The 19306-nt window shown below is 70.9% G+C and carries 17 protein-coding genes; 10 read left to right on the plus strand and 7 right to left on the minus strand.

What is annotated here, in order from left to right:
• Window positions 1-56 precede the first annotated feature (56 nt).
• Together AC1PME_RS00375 and AC1PME_RS00380 are read left to right on the plus strand one after the other, a co-directional pair.
• Window positions 57-536: an Lrp/AsnC family transcriptional regulator gene (locus AC1PME_RS00375; RefSeq protein WP_481096958.1), complete on the plus strand. Its 480-nt coding sequence runs from the start codon at window positions 57-59 to the stop codon at window positions 534-536.
• Between the two features lie 221 nt (window positions 537-757).
• Window positions 758-2956, plus strand: a complete 2199-nt coding sequence (locus AC1PME_RS00380; protein ID WP_481096959.1) for a TonB-dependent siderophore receptor — start codon at window positions 758-760, stop codon at window positions 2954-2956.
• 90 nt (window positions 2957-3046) lie between these two features.
• On the opposite strand, the gene AC1PME_RS00385 is transcribed toward AC1PME_RS00380, so the two are convergent.
• Together AC1PME_RS00385 and AC1PME_RS00390 are read right to left on the minus strand one after the other, a co-directional pair.
• Window positions 3047-4075 (minus strand): patatin-like phospholipase family protein, encoded by a 1029-nt coding sequence (locus AC1PME_RS00385; RefSeq protein ID WP_481096960.1) that lies wholly within the window; start codon window positions 4073-4075, stop codon window positions 3047-3049.
• 201 nt (window positions 4076-4276) lie between these two features.
• On the minus strand, window positions 4277-5290 hold the full coding sequence (locus AC1PME_RS00390) for a TIGR00266 family protein (protein WP_254459769.1): 1014 nt from the start codon (window positions 5288-5290) through the stop codon (window positions 4277-4279).
• A gap of 281 nt (window positions 5291-5571) precedes the next feature.
• Between AC1PME_RS00390 and AC1PME_RS00395 the strand changes: the two genes are divergently transcribed.
• Genes AC1PME_RS00395 through AC1PME_RS00405 form a run of 3 tightly spaced genes read left to right on the plus strand, consistent with a single transcriptional unit; the run spans window position 5572 to window position 9377 of the window.
• Window positions 5572-6741, plus strand: a complete 1170-nt coding sequence (locus AC1PME_RS00395; RefSeq protein ID WP_481096961.1) for a hypothetical protein — start codon at window positions 5572-5574, stop codon at window positions 6739-6741.
• Window positions 6742-6751: 10 nt separating this feature from the next.
• On the plus strand, window positions 6752-7174 hold the full coding sequence (locus tag AC1PME_RS00400; RefSeq protein WP_254459771.1) for a type 2 periplasmic-binding domain-containing protein: 423 nt from the start codon (window positions 6752-6754) through the stop codon (window positions 7172-7174).
• Between the two features lie 19 nt (window positions 7175-7193).
• Complete coding sequence (locus AC1PME_RS00405; RefSeq protein WP_481096962.1) at window positions 7194-9377, plus strand: methyl-accepting chemotaxis protein; 2184 nt, start codon at window positions 7194-7196, stop codon at window positions 9375-9377.
• A 58-nt stretch (window positions 9378-9435) separates the two neighbouring features.
• Here AC1PME_RS00405 and AC1PME_RS00410 read toward each other — a convergent pair whose 3' ends face one another.
• The 3 genes from AC1PME_RS00410 to AC1PME_RS00420 form a co-directional block, all read right to left on the minus strand.
• Window positions 9436-10269: an acid phosphatase gene (locus AC1PME_RS00410; RefSeq protein WP_481096963.1), complete on the minus strand. Its 834-nt coding sequence runs from the start codon at window positions 10267-10269 to the stop codon at window positions 9436-9438.
• Between the two features lie 197 nt (window positions 10270-10466).
• Window positions 10467-11249 carry a rhomboid family intramembrane serine protease gene (locus AC1PME_RS00415; protein WP_481096964.1) on the minus strand — a complete coding sequence of 261 codons (783 nt, stop codon included), beginning with the start codon at window positions 11247-11249 and terminating at the stop codon, window positions 10467-10469.
• Between the two features lie 102 nt (window positions 11250-11351).
• A complete protein-coding gene (locus AC1PME_RS00420; RefSeq protein ID WP_254459775.1) occupies window positions 11352-12305 on the minus strand; it encodes a TerC family protein in 954 nt (317 codons plus the stop codon).
• 258 nt (window positions 12306-12563) lie between these two features.
• Between AC1PME_RS00420 and AC1PME_RS00425 the strand changes: the two genes are divergently transcribed.
• From AC1PME_RS00425 to AC1PME_RS00445, 5 genes are all read left to right on the plus strand, one after another.
• Window positions 12564-13745, plus strand: coding sequence for a class I SAM-dependent rRNA methyltransferase (locus tag AC1PME_RS00425; RefSeq protein ID WP_307547589.1), 1182 nt, complete (start codon window positions 12564-12566; stop codon window positions 13743-13745).
• 10 nt (window positions 13746-13755) lie between these two features.
• Window positions 13756-14439, plus strand: a complete 684-nt coding sequence (locus tag AC1PME_RS00430) for a helix-turn-helix transcriptional regulator (RefSeq protein WP_481096965.1) — start codon at window positions 13756-13758, stop codon at window positions 14437-14439.
• Between the two features lie 59 nt (window positions 14440-14498).
• On the plus strand, window positions 14499-14804 hold the full coding sequence (locus AC1PME_RS00435; protein ID WP_481096966.1) for an antibiotic biosynthesis monooxygenase family protein: 306 nt from the start codon (window positions 14499-14501) through the stop codon (window positions 14802-14804).
• Between the two features lie 121 nt (window positions 14805-14925).
• Complete coding sequence (locus AC1PME_RS00440) at window positions 14926-16083, plus strand: glycerate kinase (protein ID WP_481096967.1); 1158 nt, start codon at window positions 14926-14928, stop codon at window positions 16081-16083.
• A gap of 428 nt (window positions 16084-16511) precedes the next feature.
• Window positions 16512-16913, plus strand: coding sequence for a DUF2628 domain-containing protein (locus AC1PME_RS00445; RefSeq protein ID WP_254459780.1), 402 nt, complete (start codon window positions 16512-16514; stop codon window positions 16911-16913).
• A 45-nt stretch (window positions 16914-16958) separates the two neighbouring features.
• Here the strand turns inward: AC1PME_RS00445 and AC1PME_RS00450 are convergent, their stop codons facing one another.
• Complete coding sequence (locus AC1PME_RS00450; RefSeq protein WP_481096968.1) at window positions 16959-17687, minus strand: DUF6882 domain-containing protein; 729 nt, start codon at window positions 17685-17687, stop codon at window positions 16959-16961.
• Window positions 17684-19126 (minus strand): amino acid permease, encoded by a 1443-nt coding sequence (locus AC1PME_RS00455; protein ID WP_307547598.1) that lies wholly within the window; start codon window positions 19124-19126, stop codon window positions 17684-17686. The genes AC1PME_RS00450 and AC1PME_RS00455 overlap by 4 nt, the downstream gene beginning before the upstream one ends.
• Window positions 19127-19306: the final 180 nt, after the last annotated feature.

Here is a 19306-nt window from a genome sequence, read left to right on the forward strand (position 1 = left end):
GGATCCGCGCGCTGTGCGCAATATTGTTGCGTCCAACGCATGTTGCAGAGCAATAAATGACCGGGTCGCCGACCTTCGACCGCACCGACCTGCGCCTGCTCGCCCTACTGCAGCGGCAGGGCCGGGCCAGCAACGCCGAACTGGCGGCGCAGGTGAACCTGTCGCCCTCGGCCTGCCTGCGCCGGGTGCAGCGGCTGGAAGCCGAGGGCGTGGTCGCCGGCTACGCCGCGCGGCTGGTGCCGGCGGCGCTGGGCCTGGGCCTGCAGGCCTTCGTCCGCGTGCAGTTGGAGAAGCACGGCCAGAGCGGCATCGCCCATTTCGCCGACAGCGTGCAGGGCTGGGACGAGGTGGTCGCCTGCCATGCGCTGACCGGCGACATGGACTACCTGCTGCACGTCTACGTCCGCGATCTGGCGCACTTCTCCGCGTTCCTGCTGGACAAGCTGCTCAACGCCGCCGGCGTCGCCGACGTCAATTCCAGCTTCGTGCTGCGCACCGTCAAGGACTTCGCCGGCCTGCCGCTGCCGCGCGGCTAGCGGCCCGACGCGGATGTGCCGCCGCGTGTCGGTGTGTGGCGACCCTTGTTAAGTTGTTGCTAACGATTTACATTTGCATTCTGCGACGGCCATCCACGGCCACAACCCCTCCGCCAGCCCGATGGGCGAGCCGCGCCGGATCCCGGCCGTGGGGGCTGGCTGCGCCTGTCGCTTTCTTCCACCGCGTCGCCGCCGCCGCGCCACCCCCGCGAGATCACTCCATGCGTCCTTCCGTTTCCCACCGTCTGCTCTACCTCGCCCTGCTGTCCGCGCTCTCCGGCGCGCCGGCGCCGTTGCTGGCCGCCGAGGTGGCCGACGCGGCCGATCAACCGACCACGCTGGACAAGGTGGAGGTCAGCGGCAGCCCGAGCCGCGCGCAGCCGTCCACCACCACCCGCCTGCCGCTGACGCTGCAGGAAACGCCGCAATCGGTGAGCGTGCTGGGCCAGCAGCGCCTGGAAGAGGAATCGCTGTTCAGCATCAACGACGTGATGCGCAACGTCACCGGCGTCAACGTGTCCTTCTACGACACCCAGCGGCCGCTGTACTTCGCGCGCGGCTTCCAGATCACCGACTTCCAGGTCGACGGCCTGCCCACCTACAGCGGCTCCACCAATCAGGAATACGACATGGTCTTCTACGACCGCGTCGAGGTGATCCGTGGCGCCAACGGCCTGCTCAGCGGTGCCGGCATCCCGTCGGCCACGGTCAACCTGCTGCGCAAGCGTCCCGGCAAGACCTTCGATGCGTCGTTCGCGGCCTCGCTCGGCACGTGGGACTTCCGCCGTACCCAGGCCGACGTCACCGCGCCGCTGAGCGCCGACGGCCGCTTCCGCAGCCGCTTCGTCGCCGCCTGGCAGGACCGCGGCTACTACTACGACCACTACAGCGACCAGAAGATGTCCGGCATGGCGGTGCTGGAAGGCGACCTGACCGACGCCACCACGGTCACCGTCGGCTACCAGCGCCAGGACAACGACCCGGTCGGCGCGACCTGGGGCACGGTGCCGTACTTCTTCGCCGACGGCGCGTTCGCCGACCTGCCCACGTCGACCAACCTGGCGCCGAAGTGGACGCGCTGGCAGCGCAACACCCACACCACCTTCGCCAACCTGGAACAGCGCTTCGGCGAGAACTGGCTGCTGAAGGTCAACCTGGCGCGCACCGAAGGCGCGGTCGACAACCTGCGCGTCTATGGCAGCGGCTATCCCAAGCGCGACGGCAGCGGCCTCTACCTGCGCGCCGCCGCCGGGCAGACCAGCGACACCCGCGACGGCCTGGACGTATACCTGTCCGGTTCGTTCCCGCTGTTCGGCCGCGACCACGACCTGGTGCTGGGCGGCAGCTGGCAGGACCTGCAGTCGACCACGCAGACCCTGGCGCTGCGCTATCCGGGCGACTGGGCCAGCTGCGGCCGCGAGCGCTGCTACTACATCCCCAACGTCTACGACTGGCACGGCGACGTGTCGCAGATCAGCGCCGCCCGCACCGGTGCGCGGCGCGAGGCGCGCACCACCCAGCGCGGCGTGTACGCCTCCACCCGGCTGCGCCTGGCCGAGCCGCTGTCGCTGATCGCCGGTGCGCGGCTGAGTTCCTGGCAGACCCGCACGCAGGCCTTCGCCGCCAACGGCGCCTACACCGGCACCAGCGGCCGCTACCGGGTCAGCGACGAGGTCACGCCCTACGTCGGCCTGGTCTACGCCATCACCCCGGACATCTCCACCTACGCCAGCTACACCGAGATCTTCAATCCGCAGAACTACAAGGACAAGGACAACAACCTGCTGGCGCCGGTGCAGGGCTCCAACCTGGAAGCGGGCGTCAAGGCGCAGCTGGCCGACGGCCGCGGGCTGCTCAGCGCCGCGGTATTCGAGGCCAAGCAGGACAACTACGCGGTGCGCGACATGACCCAGCCCGAAGCCTCGCTGCCCGACGGCAGCTCGGCCTACATCGGCGTCAACGGCACCAAGAGCCGCGGCTGGGAACTGGAGTACAACGGCGAACTGCGCCCGGGCTGGACGCTCAACGCCGGCTACACCCGCGCCAAGGTCACCCGCGCGCCGACCGATGCGATCTACGCCAACCTGCCGGAGGACTATCTGCAGCTGTCCACCCAGGTGCGCCTGCCCGGCGCCTGGCAGCGGCTGAGCCTGGGCGGCGGCGTGAGCTGGCAGAGCGCGGTGCGCGGCTACAACATCCAGCGCCCGCTCGGCGACGGCAGCGCCGCCACGCGCCCGGTCACCGTGGTGCAGGACCCGTACGCGCTGGTGCACTTCAACGCCAACTACCAGCTCAGCACGCAATGGACCGCGACGCTGGCGGTGACCAATGCGCTGAACAAGAAATACTGGGCGAACCTGGATTACCAGAACTACGGCGAACCGCGCTTCGTCAGCTTCACCCTGCGCTGGCGGTACTGAGTTGCGGTGTGGTGCCGGTGGGATTGCGCCTAGCAGGAATGCGCGCTCGCGGTCGGACCCTCACCCCCGGCCCCTGAGGGGAGGGAGCCCTCAGTCCTTCGGCTTGCAGGGATCGTCGCGGCGCAGCAGGCGGCTCAGCCGCGATGGCGGTTCGCACGGCGGCGGCGCCGGTTGCGCCGCCTTCGCGGCGGCCGCCGCGGCCGCGGCGCGCTGCTGCTGCAGTTGCGCCAGCTTGGCCTTGATCTGCGGCATCGCCGCCAGCGCGGCCTTTTCGCCTTCCAGGATCGCGGCGTTGCGCTGGGCGAAGTCGGCCGCGCCGATATCGTTGACCTTGGGCCGGATCACGATGTCGGCCCGGCCCAGTTCCTGCTGGCCCAGGCGCTGGCCCATGATCGCGATCGACTGGTTGACGGTGCCGAGCATGCTGCCCGGGTTCTTGCCGCTGGCCTTGCTGGAGATGTCCACGGCGATGACGAAGTCGGCGCCGAGCTGGCGCGCGGCGTCCACCGGCACCGGGCTGACCACGCCGCCGTCGACGTAGTGGAACTTGCCGATGGCGACCGGCTCGAACACGCCGGGGATGCTGCTGGACGCGCGCACCGCCTGGCCGGCGTTGCCGCGCACGAACACGGTGCGCTCGCCGTCCTCCAGCCGCGTGGCGACCGCGGCGAACGGCTTGGCCAGCTTCTCGATCGGCTTGCCCTTGAGCTGGGCGTTGACGTAGTCCTGCAGCGCCTGGCCCTGCACCAGGCCGCCGGAGAACAGGCGCATGTCGCGGATGCTGCTCTCGTCCAGCGCCACCGCCGCCTGCTGCATCTGGAACGCGTCCATGCCGCTGGCGTACAGCGCGCCGACCACGCTGCCGGCGCTGGTGCCGGACACCACCGTCGGCTCCAGGCCGTTGGCCTGCAGCATCTTGATCACGCCGATGTGGGCGAAGCCCTTGGCCGCGCCGCCGCCCAGGGCGATGCCGATGCGCAGCGGCTTGGCCGCCGGCGCCGGGGCCGGTCCGTTCACCACCGGGGCCGGCGGCGCCGGCTTGGGTTCGCCGCCGCAGGCGGCAAGCAGGCCGAACAGGGACAGGGACAGCAGCAGGCGCGGGGAGCGGAACACGGTCATGGCAGCGTCGCGGAAAGGTGGAAGGAGCCGGCGCGAGCATAGCCGCATCCTCCTGCACCGCCCACGACCGGAGGTCATGCCATGGGTGGTCCGGGCGCTTCAGCGGAGGCCCCGCTTGGGCGCCTGCTTCTGTGAGGCGCTGCGCGCCGTACCCTCACCCCAACCCCTCTCCCGATGGGAGAGGGGCGAAAGCACGCGGCCTCAGAAGTTGTTGTCGCCGTCCAGGATCCGGCCGAAGCCGCCGAGCACCGAGCCTTCGCCGCGGTTCTGCCCGCCGCCCTGCGGCGCGGCGGCGAACATGCGCCCGGCCAGACGCGAGAACGGCAGCGACTGCAGCCACACCTTGCCCGGGCCGGTGAGGGTGGCCAGGAACATGCCCTCGCCGCCGAAGAACATGCTCTTGATGCCGCTGACCGGGCGCACGTCCATGTCCACCGAGGCGTGGAACGCGACCACGCAGCCGGTGTCCACGTCCAGCCGCTCGCCGGCGGCCAGTTCGCGCTCGACCACGCAGCCGCCGGCGTGCACGAACACCCAGCCGTCGCCCTCGAGCTTCTGCATGATGAAGCCTTCGCCGCCGAACAGGCCGGTCATGATCTTGCGCTGGAAGTGGATGCCCAGCGACACCCCGCGCGCGCCGGCCAGGAAGCTGTCCTTCTGGCAGATCAGGCGGCCGCCGTGCTGGTCCAGCTTCATCGCCAGCACGGTGCCGGGGTAGGGCGCGGCGAAGGCGACCTTGGCCTTGCCCTGGCCCTGGTGGGTGAACACGGTGGTGAACAGGCTCTCGCCGGTGACCAGGCGCTTGCCGGCCGACAGCAGCTTGCCCATCAGGCCGCTCTGGTTGCCGCCGGAGCCGTCGCCGAACACGGTGTCCATCTGCACCGCCGCGTCCTTGAACATCAGCGCGCCGGCCTCGGCCACCGCGCTCTCGCCCGGGTCCAGTTCGATCTCCACGAACTGCATCTCGTGGCCGACGATGCGGTAGTCGATCTCGTCGGCGCGGCCGCCGGCAGCGGGCGGCGGCGGCAGGCCCGGCGGCAGGAAGGACGCGCCGCCCTGCAGGGCGGCGATCTGCGCCACCGGGAGCCAGCCGCTCTGGCCCTGGCACCAGGCCAGCGCGGTGGGGTTGTTGCGGGCGAAGGCGACCGCGTCGGCATCGTCGAACGGGCCGGAGCGGGTCTGTTCGCTGCCGGTCAGGAAATACCACTGGCTCATGGGTGCGGGTCCTTGGCGGGAAGTCGCGGCGAGTCTAACGGTCCGCCGCAACGGCAGACACCTGCCCATCGGCAGGGGGCGGCCGGCGCGGCCATTGCCGTCGAGGCCGGGGCGCGGGACGGCGTTCTGCAAACCGTTCGTCGTAAAAAACATGACGGCGCTCAAGAATGCAGGCGCATCGCCGCTACTCAGCTCACTGCCGCCACGGCCGTGTCCTTCGGGAAGGGATGCGGGGCCGGGCAGTCATCATCGCCAGCCCGCAATAGATTTGGGGAAATTCAATGAAATTCAATGTTTTACTGTTGAGCGGCGCGCTCGCGCTCGCGTGTTCCGGCCGCGTGCAAGCCCAGGACGGCCCCGAGCTGTCCTTCAGCGGCTTCGGCACCCTGGGACTGGTGCACTCCACCGAGGACCGCGCCGACTTCACGCCGGACCTGCAGACCACCGAAGGCGCCGGCGCCAGCCAGCGCACCTCGCCGCGCCCGGACTCGCGCATCGCCGGCCAGGTCAACGCCACCTTTACCGACAAGTTCAGCGGCGTGCTGCAGGTCACCAGCGAGTACGCCGAGCGCGCCTCGTACACGCCCAAGGTCACCCTGGCCCACGTCAAGTACCAGTTCGCCCCGGACTTCGCGGTCCGCCTCGGCCGCATCACCGCGCCGCTGTACATGCTCTCGGAGTACCAGCGCGTCGGCTACGCCACGCCGTGGGTGCGTCCGCCCTACGAGGTCTACAACTACCTGATGGCGATGGACGGCGTGGAAGGCGTGTACACGCGCAACGTCGGCCAGAGCGTGCTCAGCGTGCAGGGCTTCTACGGCCGCATCGATTCCAAGAAGGCCGAAGTGCACGCGATGCGCGGCCTGTCGCTGGTGCTGGACCAGGGCGCCTCCACCTACCGCGTGGCCTACATCAAGGGCAATGCCGACTACCGCACCGCCGACCTGGACCGGCTGTTCGGCCTCTACCGCCGGATCAACCCGGCCCTGGCCGAGCGCCTGGACACGGTCGGCGTCGCCGGCAGCTTCGCCAGCGCCGGCTACAGCTACGATCCGGGTCCGTGGTTCGCGCGCGCCGAAGTCATCCGCGCCGACTACTCGCCCTCGCTCAACGGCAAGAACACCGCCGGCTACGTGAGCGCCGGCGCCCGCTTCGGCGCGCTGACCCCGTCGCTGACCTACGCCAACGTCGACAAGAAGGCGCCGGTGATCGCGCCGGGCGCCGATCCGCTGGGGTTGATGACCCGCGCCGTCGCGCTCGCCGAGAACGGCCGCCACAGCTACACCGCCTCGCTGCGCTGGGACGTGTACGAGAACGTGGCCTTCAAGTTCCAGGCCAGCCACATCGTCAACAACGCCGGCTCGTACGGCAGCCTCGGCAATATCCAGCCGGGTTTCCGTCCTGGCGGCAGCTACAACCTGCTGTCGGCCTCCTTCGATTTCGTGTTCTGAGGACGACGCCATGAATGCTTACAAGATTGCTGGTGCTGCGGCGCTGGCCCTGCTGTTCTCCACCGCCGCGCAGGCCGAGGTGGTGGTGGTGATGTCGTCCAAGAGCCCGGTCGACAGCCTGAGCAAGGATCAGGTGGCGCAGATCTTCCTGGCCAAGTCCAACGCCTTGCCGGGCGGCGCGCAGGCCACGCCGATCGACCAGGAAGAGGGCGCCAAGGCGCGCGAGGAGTTCTACAAGAAGGTCACCGGCCGCGACGCGGCGCAGCTCAAGTCGTACTGGTCGCAGCTGATGTTCACCGGCAAGGCGCAGCGTCCCAAGCACGTGGCCGGCGACGATGCGGTCAAGAAGGCGGTCGCGGCCTCGCCTGGCGCGATCGGCTACATCGATGCCGGCACGCAGGACGCGAGCGTCAAGGTCGTCTTCAAGCCCTGACCGCCACCGGAGAGCCTCCATGATGAGACGTCTGCTTTCTCTGCCGTTGTTCTGGAAGATCCTGCTGCCGGCGGCGGTGTCGATCCTGTGCCTGCTGGGCTACATCGGCTTCAGCACCGTGGTGTTCCAGCGCAACAACGGACATCTGGAGGCGATCCGCGACGTGCACTTCCCGGTGCTGGACACCATGACGCGCAATGTCGCCGCGCTGGACAAGATCATCAACGGACTGAACGGCGCGGCGGCCGCCGGCGACATGGACATGCTCAACGCGACCCATCCGATCGCCGAGCAGATCCACGCGTCCTACCTGAAGCTGCAGAAGACCGACCCGGGCAATGCCCCGGAGCTGGCGCGCCTGGGCAAGGAGTTCGACGCGTACTACGCGCATGCCTCGGCCGTGGCCGCGGCGTTCGCGCAGCAGCGCGAACCCGACGCGGCGGAACTGGAGGCGATGGCGCCGTCGCTGGAGCGCTACCGCACCCACCTCAACGCCATGCACCACAGCGCCGACGCGCGCTTCCGCGCCACGGTGCAGAACGCGGTGGACAGCTCGATCGCCGCCAGCGTCGGCGGTCTTGTGGTGGGCGTGCTCGGCGCGTTGGCCTGCATCGCCTTCGGCTGGATCGTCGCGCGCGCCATCACCCGTCCGCTGCGCCGCGCCATCCGCACCGCGCATGCGGTGTCGCAGGGCAAGCTGGACAACCCGATCGCGATCGACAGCGCCGACGAGGTCGGGCAGCTGCTGCAGGCCATGGACAGCATGCAGCGCCAGCTGCGCCGGGTGATCCAGGCGCAGACCGAGATGGGGGCGCAGCACGAGGCCGGCGTCACCAGCCACCGCATCGCCGCCGGTGACTTCCCCGGCGAGTTCGGCAGCATGGTCCAGGCCAGCAACGCCCTGGTCGAGGGGCACATCGCGGTGACCCTGCGCGTGGTCGAGCTGATCAAGCGCTATGCGCGCGGCGACCTGTCGCAGGAACTGGAAACCTTGCCGGGCGAACGCGCGGTGATCACCCAGTCGCTCAACGACGTGCGCCGCAACCTGCTGCGCATCAACGGCGAGATCCAGCGGATGGCCGCGGCCGCGGCGGCCGGCGACTTCACCGCGCGCAGCGACGAGGCCGCCTTCGACTTCGACTTCCGGCAGATCCTGGTCGATCTCAACCAGCTGATGAGCACGGCCGACCGCAACCTCAACGCGCTGTCCTCGCTGCTGCAGGCGGTGGCCAGCGGCGACCTGACCGGGCGCATGCATGGCGAGTTCGAGGGCGTGTTCGCGCGGATGCGCGACGACGCCAACGCCACCGTCGCCCGCCTGACCGAGATCGTCGGCCGCATCCAGCACTCCTCCGCCGCGATCGACGCGGCTGCCGCCGAGATCGCCGCCGGCAACGACGACCTGTCGCGCCGCACCGAGCAGCAGGCGGCGAGCCTGGAGGAGACCGCCGCGTCGATGGAAGAGCTGACCTCCACGGTCAAGCAGAACGCCGAGTACGCGCAGCAGGCCAACCGCCTGGCCGCCGGCGCCGCCGCGGTCGCCATGCAGGGCGGCAACGTGGTCGGCCAGGTGGTGAGCACGATGGAGGGCATCGCCTCCTCGTCCCGGCGCATCGGCGACATCATCGGCGTGATCGACGGCATCGCCTTCCAGACCAACATCCTGGCGCTCAATGCCGCGGTGGAAGCCGCGCGTGCCGGCGAGCAGGGCCGCGGCTTCGCGGTGGTCGCCGGCGAGGTGCGCACGCTGGCGCAGCGCTCGGCCAATGCGGCCAAGGAGATCAAGGGCCTGATCGAGGAGTCGGTCGACCGCGTGGCCGATGGCTCGGCCCTGGTTGGCCAGGCCGGCACCACCATGCAGGAGATCGTGGCCTCGGTGCAGCGCGTCACCGACATCATGGGCGAGATCTCGGCCGCCTCGCGCGAGCAGTCGGCGGGCATCGAGCAGGTCAACACCACGGTGGCGCAGATGGATCAGGCCACCCAGCAGAACGCGGCGCTGGTCGAAGAGGCCACGGCCTCGGCGCGGGCGATGGAAGAGGAAGCAGGCCAGCTGAGCCAGTTGGTCGCGCTGTTCCGCCTGGGCGCGCCGGGATCGGTACAGGCACCGACACCGGCGCAGCTGGCGCACGCGGTGCCGGTGGCGGAAGAGACCGCGGCGGCGTCGCCGGCCGCCGCCGTGGAGGACGCGCTCGACGCGTGAGCCGCCGGAACCGTGCCCGTGCCCGTGGCCGCTGGCGCGGCCGCGGGCCGCGCTGGCCCTACAGCGCGCTGGCCGGACGGACCTGCAGCACGTCGGCTTCCGCGGCGCAGTCGCGACCCGGGATCCGCCCGGCGGCGCGCGCGGCGGCGATCTCATCGCGTGCCGCGGCCAGGTCGGCGCGGAAGGCCGGGTCGTCGTGCAGCCGCGCCACCGTGGCCGCACCGATGAAGCGGCCGGCGAGCACGTCGCTCTGCCAGTGCACGTTGCACACCAGCCGGCTCTCGCCGTAGTTGCGGCCGCGCGCGATCAGCGCATCGGCGCGCTCGGGCGCGATCTCGCTCAGGGTCAGCGCCCAGGCCCAGCCGATGGTGCTGTGTCCCGACGGATAGGAGCCGCTCCGGCGCAGGTCGTCGAGGTCGCCCGGGGTGCAGACCGCCTGCTGGTTGCGCAGGAACGGCCGCGGGCGCTGGTACTGGCGCTTGGCCGCCTTGGTCGCGGCGCTGGCGTCGATGCGGCTGCGCTCCAGCAAGGTGTACAGGTGCGGGGTGTGTTGCGCGTCGATCGCCACGCCCAGCGCGCAGGCGAACTGGCCGGCGCCGCTCGGGAAGCTCAGGTCGGCATCGCGCGCGGCCTGCTGCCAGCGCGCGCTGCCGCGCAGGGCCAGCGCCTCGCGGTTGACCGCCAGATCCAGCGCCTCGCCCGGCGAGCCGGCCGCCGGCGGCGCCGGCAGCAGCTGCAGGCTGTCCGGCAGCGCCGCGGCCGGCAGATAGCCCACCGCCTTGGTCGGCGCCGGCGCCGGCGCACGCAGCGCGGGACCGCTGCAGGCGGCCAGGGCGAGCGCCAGCGCGGCGGCGGCGGCGGAGCGGGAATGACGGGCGGACAGCACGGACATGCGAACTCGGACAGCGAGGGTGGACCGGTCAGTGTACGGCGCGGCGCAGGGGCAGGTCGCCCATGGCGGCCTGCCACGGTGCCCGATTGCCGTAGGAGCGGCTTCAGCCGCGACGGGCGTTCCCGCGCAGGCCCGTCGCGGCTGAAGCCGCTCCTACAGATGCCGATCGGCGTATTCCCGGCATTGCTCTGCCCGTCTCAGCCCCGGTCCTGCTCGTCGCGCGGCGGGAAGCGCAGCACCACGCCGCGTGGGGCCTGCGGCGGCTGCCACAGCACCGGCACCTGGGCCGGCGGCGGCGGTTCCAGTTCGTCGTCGGCGACGCGGATGTCGTCGACGTCGTCCTCGTCCTCCCAGCTGTAGCGCTGCCGCGGCGGCAGCGGATCGCGATGGCGCAGCAGCAGCGCCGCGACCACTCCGCCCACCGCGCCGCCCAGGTGCGACTGCCAGGACACCCCGTCCTCGTGCGGCAGCACCGTCACCAGCATGCCGCCGTAGAACAGGAAGGCGATCATGCTGGCGGCGATCGCGGCGCGGTCGCGGCGCAGCAAGGCCAGCACGAACACCAGGAACAGCAGGCCGTGGGCGACGCCGCTGGCGCCCAGGTGATGGCTGCCGGGGTCGCCCAGCAGCCACGCGCCCAGGCCCGAGCCCAGCCACAGCAACGGCAGCCCGGCCAGGGTGGCGCGCGGATACACGCTGCCGGCCAGGGTGCCCAGGATCAGCAGCGCGCCGGCGTTGGCCCCCAGGTGTTCGAGCGATCCGTGCAGCAGCGGCGCGGTCAGCACGCCGAGCAGGCCGGCCGCCGTGTGCGGGGCGACCGCCCAGGGCCGCCAGTCGAACAGGCCCTGGCTGGCGAACACCGCCACCAGCAGCGCCACCAGCGCCAGGCTGGCGTTGAACGCACGCAGGATGCGCGCGCGGTCGAAGCGGCCCTGCGCCTCGTGCACGGGCGGGGGCGAGGGGAGCGAAGAGGTGTCCATGGTCCCTGGATGGCGGCGCCCGGCCGCCAAGGCAAGGCGCCGCCGATGGGAGGGACTGGCCGCGGCCGCGGGACAATCCGCGGCCGCGGCGCAGGTGCCGGGTCAGTGCGCCGGCTTGGCCGGGCGCAGCAGGCTCAGCACCACGGTGGCGCCGATCACCACCGCCACCGCCAGCAGCGACACCAGCACCGGGATCTTGTACAGGTCGATGATCAGCATCTTGGTGCCAATGAACACCAGCACGATCGCCAGGCCGTAGGGCAGCAGGTGGAAGCGGTCGGCCATGCCCGCCAGCAGGAAGAACATCGCGCGCAGGCCCAGCACCGCGAACACGTTGGAGGTCAGCACGATGAACGGGTCGGTGGTGATCGCGAAGATCGCCGGGATGCTGTCCACCGCGAAGATCACGTCGGTGATCGCGATCAGCATCAGCACCGCGAACAGCGGGGTGAACCAGCGCTTGCCTTCCTGGGTCACGCTCAGCGCGTTGCCGTGGTACTGCGGGGTCAGGCGCAGGTGCTTGCGCATGAAGCGCAGCACCGGGTTGGCCTCCAGGTCCGGCTCCTTGCCCGCCGAGAACCACATCTTGATGCCGGTCAGCAGCAGGAACGCGCCGAACACGTACAGCAGCCAGTGGAACTTGGTCAGCAGCACCGAGCCGGCGAAGATCATCACCGCGCGCAGCACGATCGCGCCGAGCACGCCGATCACCAGCACGCGCTGGCGCTGCTCCTCCGGCACCGCGAAGTAGCTCATGATCATCAGGAACACGAAGATGTTGTCGACCGCCAGCGACTTCTCGACCAGGTAGCCGGTCAGGAACTCAAGGCCCAGGCGGTTGCCGGCGGCCACGTCGATGGTCTCGCGCAGGTACCACCACAGGCCCGCGTTGAACGCTAGCGCCAGCGCGATCCAGCCGATGCTCCACCACAGCGCTTCCTTGAAGGTGACCTTGTGCGGACCGCCGTGGCGCATCAGCACCAGGTCCGCCAGCAGCGCCACGACCACCACGATCGCGAAACCGCCCCACAACCACACGTTGCCTATCGTTTCCATTGGGAATCTTCCGTCAGTGAACAGGGAACCTCGGGGCCGCGGCGGCGGAGGCGTTCCGGACGGAGACGACGGATGTCGTCCAGAGGGTGCCTTCGCCACTGCGGCGAAGGTCTCGCTCGCAGCCGATGAACCGGCTGCCGTTGCACCGGAGCCCGCGGGCTCGAATTGACGGCGACAACGTCGGGAGCTACTCCCCTTCTGCGCCCATTCTTGCGGCTGCAGGCGGTGCCGTCAATCGGGGCGGCTACAATGGCGTTCATGAATAGTCCCCTGCCCGTTGTCCGTCTCAAGAACGCCTGGCGCTCCAGCCATCCTTGGATCTTCCAGAAACTGGTCGAAAAACCCGCCGCCAAGCCCAAGCCGGGCGCGCTGGTGGACGTGGTCGGGGTGGACGGCGAGTGGATCGGCCGCGGCTTCTACAACGGCCACTCGCGCATCGCCGTGCGCATCCTCGAAACCAACCCCGACATCGCCGTCGACGAGCACTGGTTCGCGCGCAAGATCGCCGAGGCGGTGTCGCTGCGCCGTGACGTGCTCAAGCTCGACGCGGTCAGCGACGCCTGGCGCGTGGTGCATGCCGAGGGCGACGGCCTGTCCGGCCTGGTGGTGGACCGCTACGGCGACCTGCTGGTGGTGGAGTTCTTCAGCGCCGGCATGTTCCGCCACCGCGAGTGGATCTACGCCGCGCTGCGCGCGCAGTTCCCCGGCGCGCGCTTCTACAGCTTCGCCGAGGAGCACGTGCAGAAGCAGGAGAGCTTCGACTACCGGCCGGTGTCCAGCAGCGGCGAGCGCCCGGAGCCGGCGATCATCAGCGAATACGGCGTGCGCTTCCGTGCCGATCCGGCCGGCGCGCACAAGACCGGCTTCTTCGCCGACCAGCGCGAGAACCGGCAGTGGCTGAGCCAGCAGGTGGAGGGCAAGCGCGTGCTCGACCTGTGCTGCAACACCGGCGGCTTCGCGGTCTACGCCAAGGTCCGCGGCGCCACCGAGGTGGTCGGGGTGGACATCGACGAGGACGTGATCGAGATCGCCAAGGGCAACGCCCGCCTCAACGAGGTGCGGCCCAAGTTCGTGCAGGCCGACATCTTCCCGTACCTGCGCGATGCCGCCGCGCGCGGCGACCAGTACGACGTGGTGATCCTGGACCCGGCCAAGATGACCCGCGACCGCGACCAGGTGATCCCGGCGCTGAAGAAGTACCTGGACATGAACAAGCTGGCGCTGGGCGTGGTCGCCCCGGGCGGCCTGTTCGCCACCTTCTCCTGCACCGGCCTGGTCGCCGAGCACGAGTTCCTGGACATGCTGCGCCGCGCCGCCTACTTCTCCGGCCGCACCATCCAGATCCTGAAGGTGGCCGGCGCCGGCGCCGACCACCCGTTCATGGCCCACGTGCAGGAATCGCGCTACCTCAAGGCGGTGTTCTGCCGCGTGCTGGACTGACCGGCCGCGCATGCGCAAGGCCGAGCGGCTGTTCCAGCTGGTCAACCTGATCCGGGTGCGCCAGCCGGTGACGGCCGCCGTGCTCGCCGCCGAACTGGGCCTGTCGGTCCGCAGCATCTACCGCTACCTCGACGATCTTTCGCTCGGCGGCATTCCGGTCTACGGCGAGGCCGGCATCGGCTATCGCCTGGACCCGGCGTTCGCCCTGCCGCCGCTGGCGCTGTCGGGCGAGGAAGTCGAGGCCTTGCAACTGGCGGTGGAGATGCTCGCCTGCAGCGGCGGCGGCCAGTTGCAGCCGGCCGCGCGGAGCGTGCTGCACAAGCTGCAGGCGGCCTTGCCGATGCCGGCGGCGGTGCCGCGGGTGGCGCGCGCGCTGCGCGCCGTGCCGGTGGCGCTGCCGTGCTGGCAGGTGCTGCATGCCGCCACCGCGCAGCGCCGCAGCGTGCGGCTGCGCTATCGCCGCCCGCAGGGCGAGGCCAGCGAGCGCACGGTGCTGCCGCTGGGGCTGTTCCACTGGGGGCAGCACTGGACGCTGGGCAGCTGGTGCGGGCTGCGCGCCGCCTATCGCGATTTCCGTCTGGATCGGATCGAGGCGGTACACGCCTGCGCGACGCCGTTGCCGGTGCCCGCACACGTGGCGCTGGAACCCTATCTGCAACACCAACGCGCGGCCTGGGCGCAGCGCGGGCACTGACACCCCGGTGTCAGCAGGACCTTCGCAGACTGCCGGCTCCTTCACGACGGAGTACCTGCATGTCCACCGCTGCCACCTACGTTCTCGAACTCGCCGTCTTCACCGTCAAGCCCGACGCCCGCCAGCGCATGCCGGCGCTGCGCCAGCAGCTGCGTGCGGCGCTCGCCGATTTTCCCGGCCTGCTCGATTACCGCGCGTATGCGCCGCTGGACGGCGACGAGCAGTTCGTCGACCTCGCGCACTGGCTCGACCTGGCCAGCGCGCAGGCGGCGGCCGACGCCTTCGCCAGCGGCGATGCGCGCTTTGCGCCCTATGCCGCGGCCATCGCCGAGTTGCAGGTGATGCGGCACCTGGTGCCGGCCTGAAGCGCGGCGTGCGCGGTGACGCCGGCCGCGACTATGATCGACCGATGGTCTCCTCGAACGCGCGCATGAAGCGGCCCGCCTCGCCCGGTGCGAGGCAGCGGGCGATCGCCGCGCACGCTGCATGAAGATCGTCATCGCCCCGGACGCGTTCAAGGAAAGCCTGTCCGCGGCGCAGGCGGCCGCGCAGATCGCGGCCGGCTTCCGCGACGTCTTCCCGCACGCGCAGTACGTGCTGCTGCCGTTCGCCGACGGCGGCGAGGGCACCGTCGAGGCGCTGGTCGCCGGCGGCGGTGGACGCCGGGTCGCCTGCACCGTGACCGGGCCGCTGGGCGCGCCGGTGGCCGCGCACTTCGGCCTGAGCGAGGACGGCGGCACTGCGCTGATCGAGATGGCCGCGGCCAGCGGGCTGATGCTGGTGCCGCCGGCACAGCGCGACCCGCGCCTGACCGGCACCCGCGGCGTCGGCGAACTGATCCTGGCGGCCCTGGCCGCCGGCGCGCGCCGCTTGCTGATCGGCATCGGCGGCAGCGCCAGCAACGACGGCGGCGCCGGCATGGTGCAGGCGCTGGGCGTGCGCCTGCTGGATGCGCACGGCCGCGACCTGGCCGCCGGCGGCGCGGCGCTGGGCGCGCTGGCACGCATCGAGACGGATGGATTGGACCCGCGCCTGCGTGGCTGCACCATCGAGGTCGCCTGCGATGTCGACAATCCGCTGACCGGCCCGGCCGGCGCCTCGGCGGTGTTCGGGCCGCAGAAGGGCGCCACGCCGGCGGTGGTGGCGCAGCTCGACGCCGGCTTGCAGCACTACGCCGAGGCGATCGAACGCACCCTGGGCGTGGCGGTGGCGCAGCTGCCCGGCGCCGGTGCCGGCGGCGGCATCGGCGCGGCCCTGGTCGCCTTCCTCGGCGCGCGCCTGCGTCCGGGCGTGGAGATCGTCGCGCAGGCGCTGCGGCTGGAAGCGCACCTGGCCGGCGCCGACCTGCTGGTCACCGGCGAGGGACGCCTGGACGGGCAGAGCGCGCAGGGCAAGGTGCCGGTCGGCCTGGCCCGTATCGCCCGGCGCCATGGCGTGCCGGTGCTGGCCATCGCCGGCGGCCTGGGTGAGGGGGCGGCGGACCTGCATGCGCAGGGGATCGACGCGCTGTTCGGCGCGGTGCAGCGGATCTCCACCCGCGAGGCCGCGCTGGCCGACGCCACGGAGGCCCTGCGCCAGGCGGCGCGCAACGTGGCCGCCACGCTCGCGCTCGGCCAGCGGCTGGGCGGCGCCCGGGCGCAATAGCGGCCTGCGCCGTCGGCTCCGCGGCGTCGGTAAGCCTCCTGTGGGAAGGACTTCAGTCCCGACGCGCTGACCGATGGTCGCCGCAGAACCCCGCGAGGCCGTTGCCCCGCGCGTCGCGGCTGAAGCCGCTCCCACAAGTGGGTACTCGCCAGCGGATGCGCCCCGCGCAGGCAAACCTTGTGGGAGGGACTTCAGTCCCGACGCGATGACCGGCGACTGTCGCAATGCGGGGAGGGGCGCCTGTTCCGAGACCAGGCGCGGCGCACGCTGTTACCAATCCCCAATCCCCAATCCCCAATCCCCAATCCCCAATCCCCAATCCCCGGCGATCGAACCCGCACCAGGCTGGTGCATCGACAAGCCCCCATTTGGCGCGCAGTGTCCATTCAGTTAAACTGAAAACGTTTACAACACGGAAGCTCGCCCTCATGGAAACGCCAAACCTCCCGCAACATGCCCCGCTCAGCCCGAAGTGGCAGTTCCGCTTCGATTTCTTCGACCGTTACGGTGCACCGTCCACGCCCGAGTACAAGGCGGCGTTCAAGGCGCTGCCGTTCATGGATCGGTTGAAGATCAACATGAACTTCTTCGCCCTGTTCTTCGGCTTCATCTACTTCTTCATCCTCGGCCTGTGGCGCAAGGCGCTGGCGCTGATCGGCATCTCGCTGGCGCTGGGCGTGATCGCGGCGTTCCTGCCCGACGCGGTCGGCCGCGGCCTGGGCATCGCCTACTCGCTGCTGGTCGGCATGACCGCCAACTACGCCTACTACCTGGACCAGCGCAAGGGCAGCGTCAGCTGGAACCCGTTCGAAGGCCTGCGTTGGTGGTAATGGCCGGGCACGGCGGCGTGCAGGTGCGACGCGCCGCCGCCGTGTTCAGCGCTTGCGTTTCCAGAATTGCCAGGCCGGGACCGGCGTCGGCATGACCGCGGCGGCGGCCTGCGCCGGGGCCAGCTGGCCCTGCACGCCGGTCAACCGTTCCTGAGCATCGAACGCCAGGACGATGCGGGTGTTGCCGCGGGTCGCCACCGTCTGCGCGGGTTCGCGCTGCAGCGCAAAGCCCTGGTCGGCCAGAAAGCCTTCGCTCATGACGCGGTTGTCGAGCGCGAACTGCATCGGCAGTTCCCCGAGCAGGCGCAGCACGCGGGCGTCGTCGCACGGCGCGAACACCGCGGCCGGCACGTCATCGAGCAGGAAGAACAGCGCGCCGCCATCGTACGGCGCGCGGTAGTAGCAGCGCCCGCGCAGGGCGCCAGCGAGCAGCGCGAACTGGTGGCCGCCGTCCTCGCCCAGCGCCGAGGACGGCGCGACCAGTTCCTCGATGCCCTCGCGTTCGCCGTGCGCGCGCAGCGCGCTCGCTTCGGTCAGCAGCGCCGGCGGCAGCTTGCTGGCGGTGTTGGCCCAGGCCCATCGCCAACTGGCGCTGGCCTCGGCGGCGGTGCCCAGCAGCTGTATCGGAAACGACAGATCCTCGCCGAAGGACACCCGGCCTTCGCCCAGGTCCACTTGCCAGCGACGCTCGGCCAGCACGTCGGCCAGCGCCAGCTGCCGGGCGTAGGCGCTGCCGATGTGGCGCGCCAGCGCCGCCTGGAATGCCGGACTCATCGCGCGGGCTGCGCGCGCTGCAGCAGGCTGTTGCGGCGCCCGTACAGCAGGTAGGCGATCACGCCCAGCAGGTTCCACAGTCCGAACCAGATCTGGGTGGTGTGCGGCAGGCTCCAGAACAGGTACAGGCAGCCGCCGATCGCCAGCGGCCCGACCACCCACGCCAGCGGGGTGCGGAAGGTACGGGCGCGGCCCGGCTCGCGGCGGCGCAGGACCAGCATGCACGCGGCCACGGCGATGAAGGCGGCCAGGGTGCCGGCATTGGCCAGTGCGGCGATCTCGTCCAGCCGCGCCACGCCGGCCAGCGCCGCCACCAGCACCGCGGTGAACAGGGTGGTGGCCACCGGCGTGCCGGTGCGCGCGTTGACCTTGGACAGCCCGCGCGGCAGCAGGCCGTCGCGCGACATCACGAAGAAGATCCGGCTCTGCCCGTACAGGAACGCCAACAGCACGGTCGGCAGCGCGATCACCGCGACCACGCCGATCGCCGCCGCCGCCTTGCCGTGGCCGAGTTCGCGCAGGATCAGCGCCAGCGGCTCGGTGCTGGCGCCGAACACGTCGTAGCGCATCGCCCCGACCGCGGCCAGCGCCACCAGGATGTAGATCAGGGTGCAGCCGATCATCGAGCCGACGATGCCGATCGCCAGGTCGCGCTTGGGATTCTTGGTCTCCTCGGCGGCGGTGGAGATCGCGTCGAAGCCGTAGAAGGCGAAGAAGATGATCGCCGCCGCCGCCATCACCCCGTGCGCGACGCCGTCGGCGCCGACCGTCTTGGGGAAGCCGTAGGGCATGAACGGGTGCAGGTTGGCGCTCTGGAACGCCGGCAGCGCCACCGCCACGAAGATGCCCAGGGCGATCAGCTTCAGCACCACCAGCACCGCGTTGAGCGTGGCGCTCTCCTTGGTGCCGGCCATCAGCAGGCCGGCCACGGCGAAGGTGATCAGCACCGCCGGCAGGTTGACGATGCCGCCGGCGTGCGGTCCGGCGGTCAGCGCCGCCGGCAGGTTCAGGTCCATGCCGGTCTGCGCGCTGGCCCAGTGCAGGAAGCCGACGAAGTACCCGGACCAGCCGACCGCCACCGTGCTGACCACCAGCGAGTACTCCAGGATCAGGCTCCAGCCCACCACCCAGGCGATCGCCTCGCCCAGCGCGACGTAGCTGTAGGTGTAGGCGCTGCCCGCGGCCGGCATCATCGTCGCCATCTCCGCATAGGCCAGCGCCGCGCAGGCGCAGATCGCCCCGGCCACCGCGAACGACACCAGCACCGCCGGCCCGGCCAGCTGCGCGCCGACCCCGATCAGGGTGTAGATGCCGGTGCCGACGATCGCGCCGATGCCCAGCGCCACCAGGTGCGGCCAGCTCAGCGAAGGCACCAGCCGGCGGCCGGCCTCGTGGACGGTGACCAGGTCGAGCGACTTGCGCCGGAACAGGAACGACATGCGGGCCTCGGGTGCGGAAGTGACAAGCCGGGCAGTGTCGCCGAATGCGGTGCAGCAAAGCTACGCCTGCCGGGCATGGGGGCCGGCCGCGAGCAAGCGTTGATGACGTCAGCTTCAGCCGCGACGGGCTTTCCCGATGACGCCCGTCGCGGCTGAAGCCGCTCCTACGGAATGCAACGG

The sequence above is a fragment of the Xanthomonas sp. NCPPB 901 genome (genome assembly GCF_056725085.1).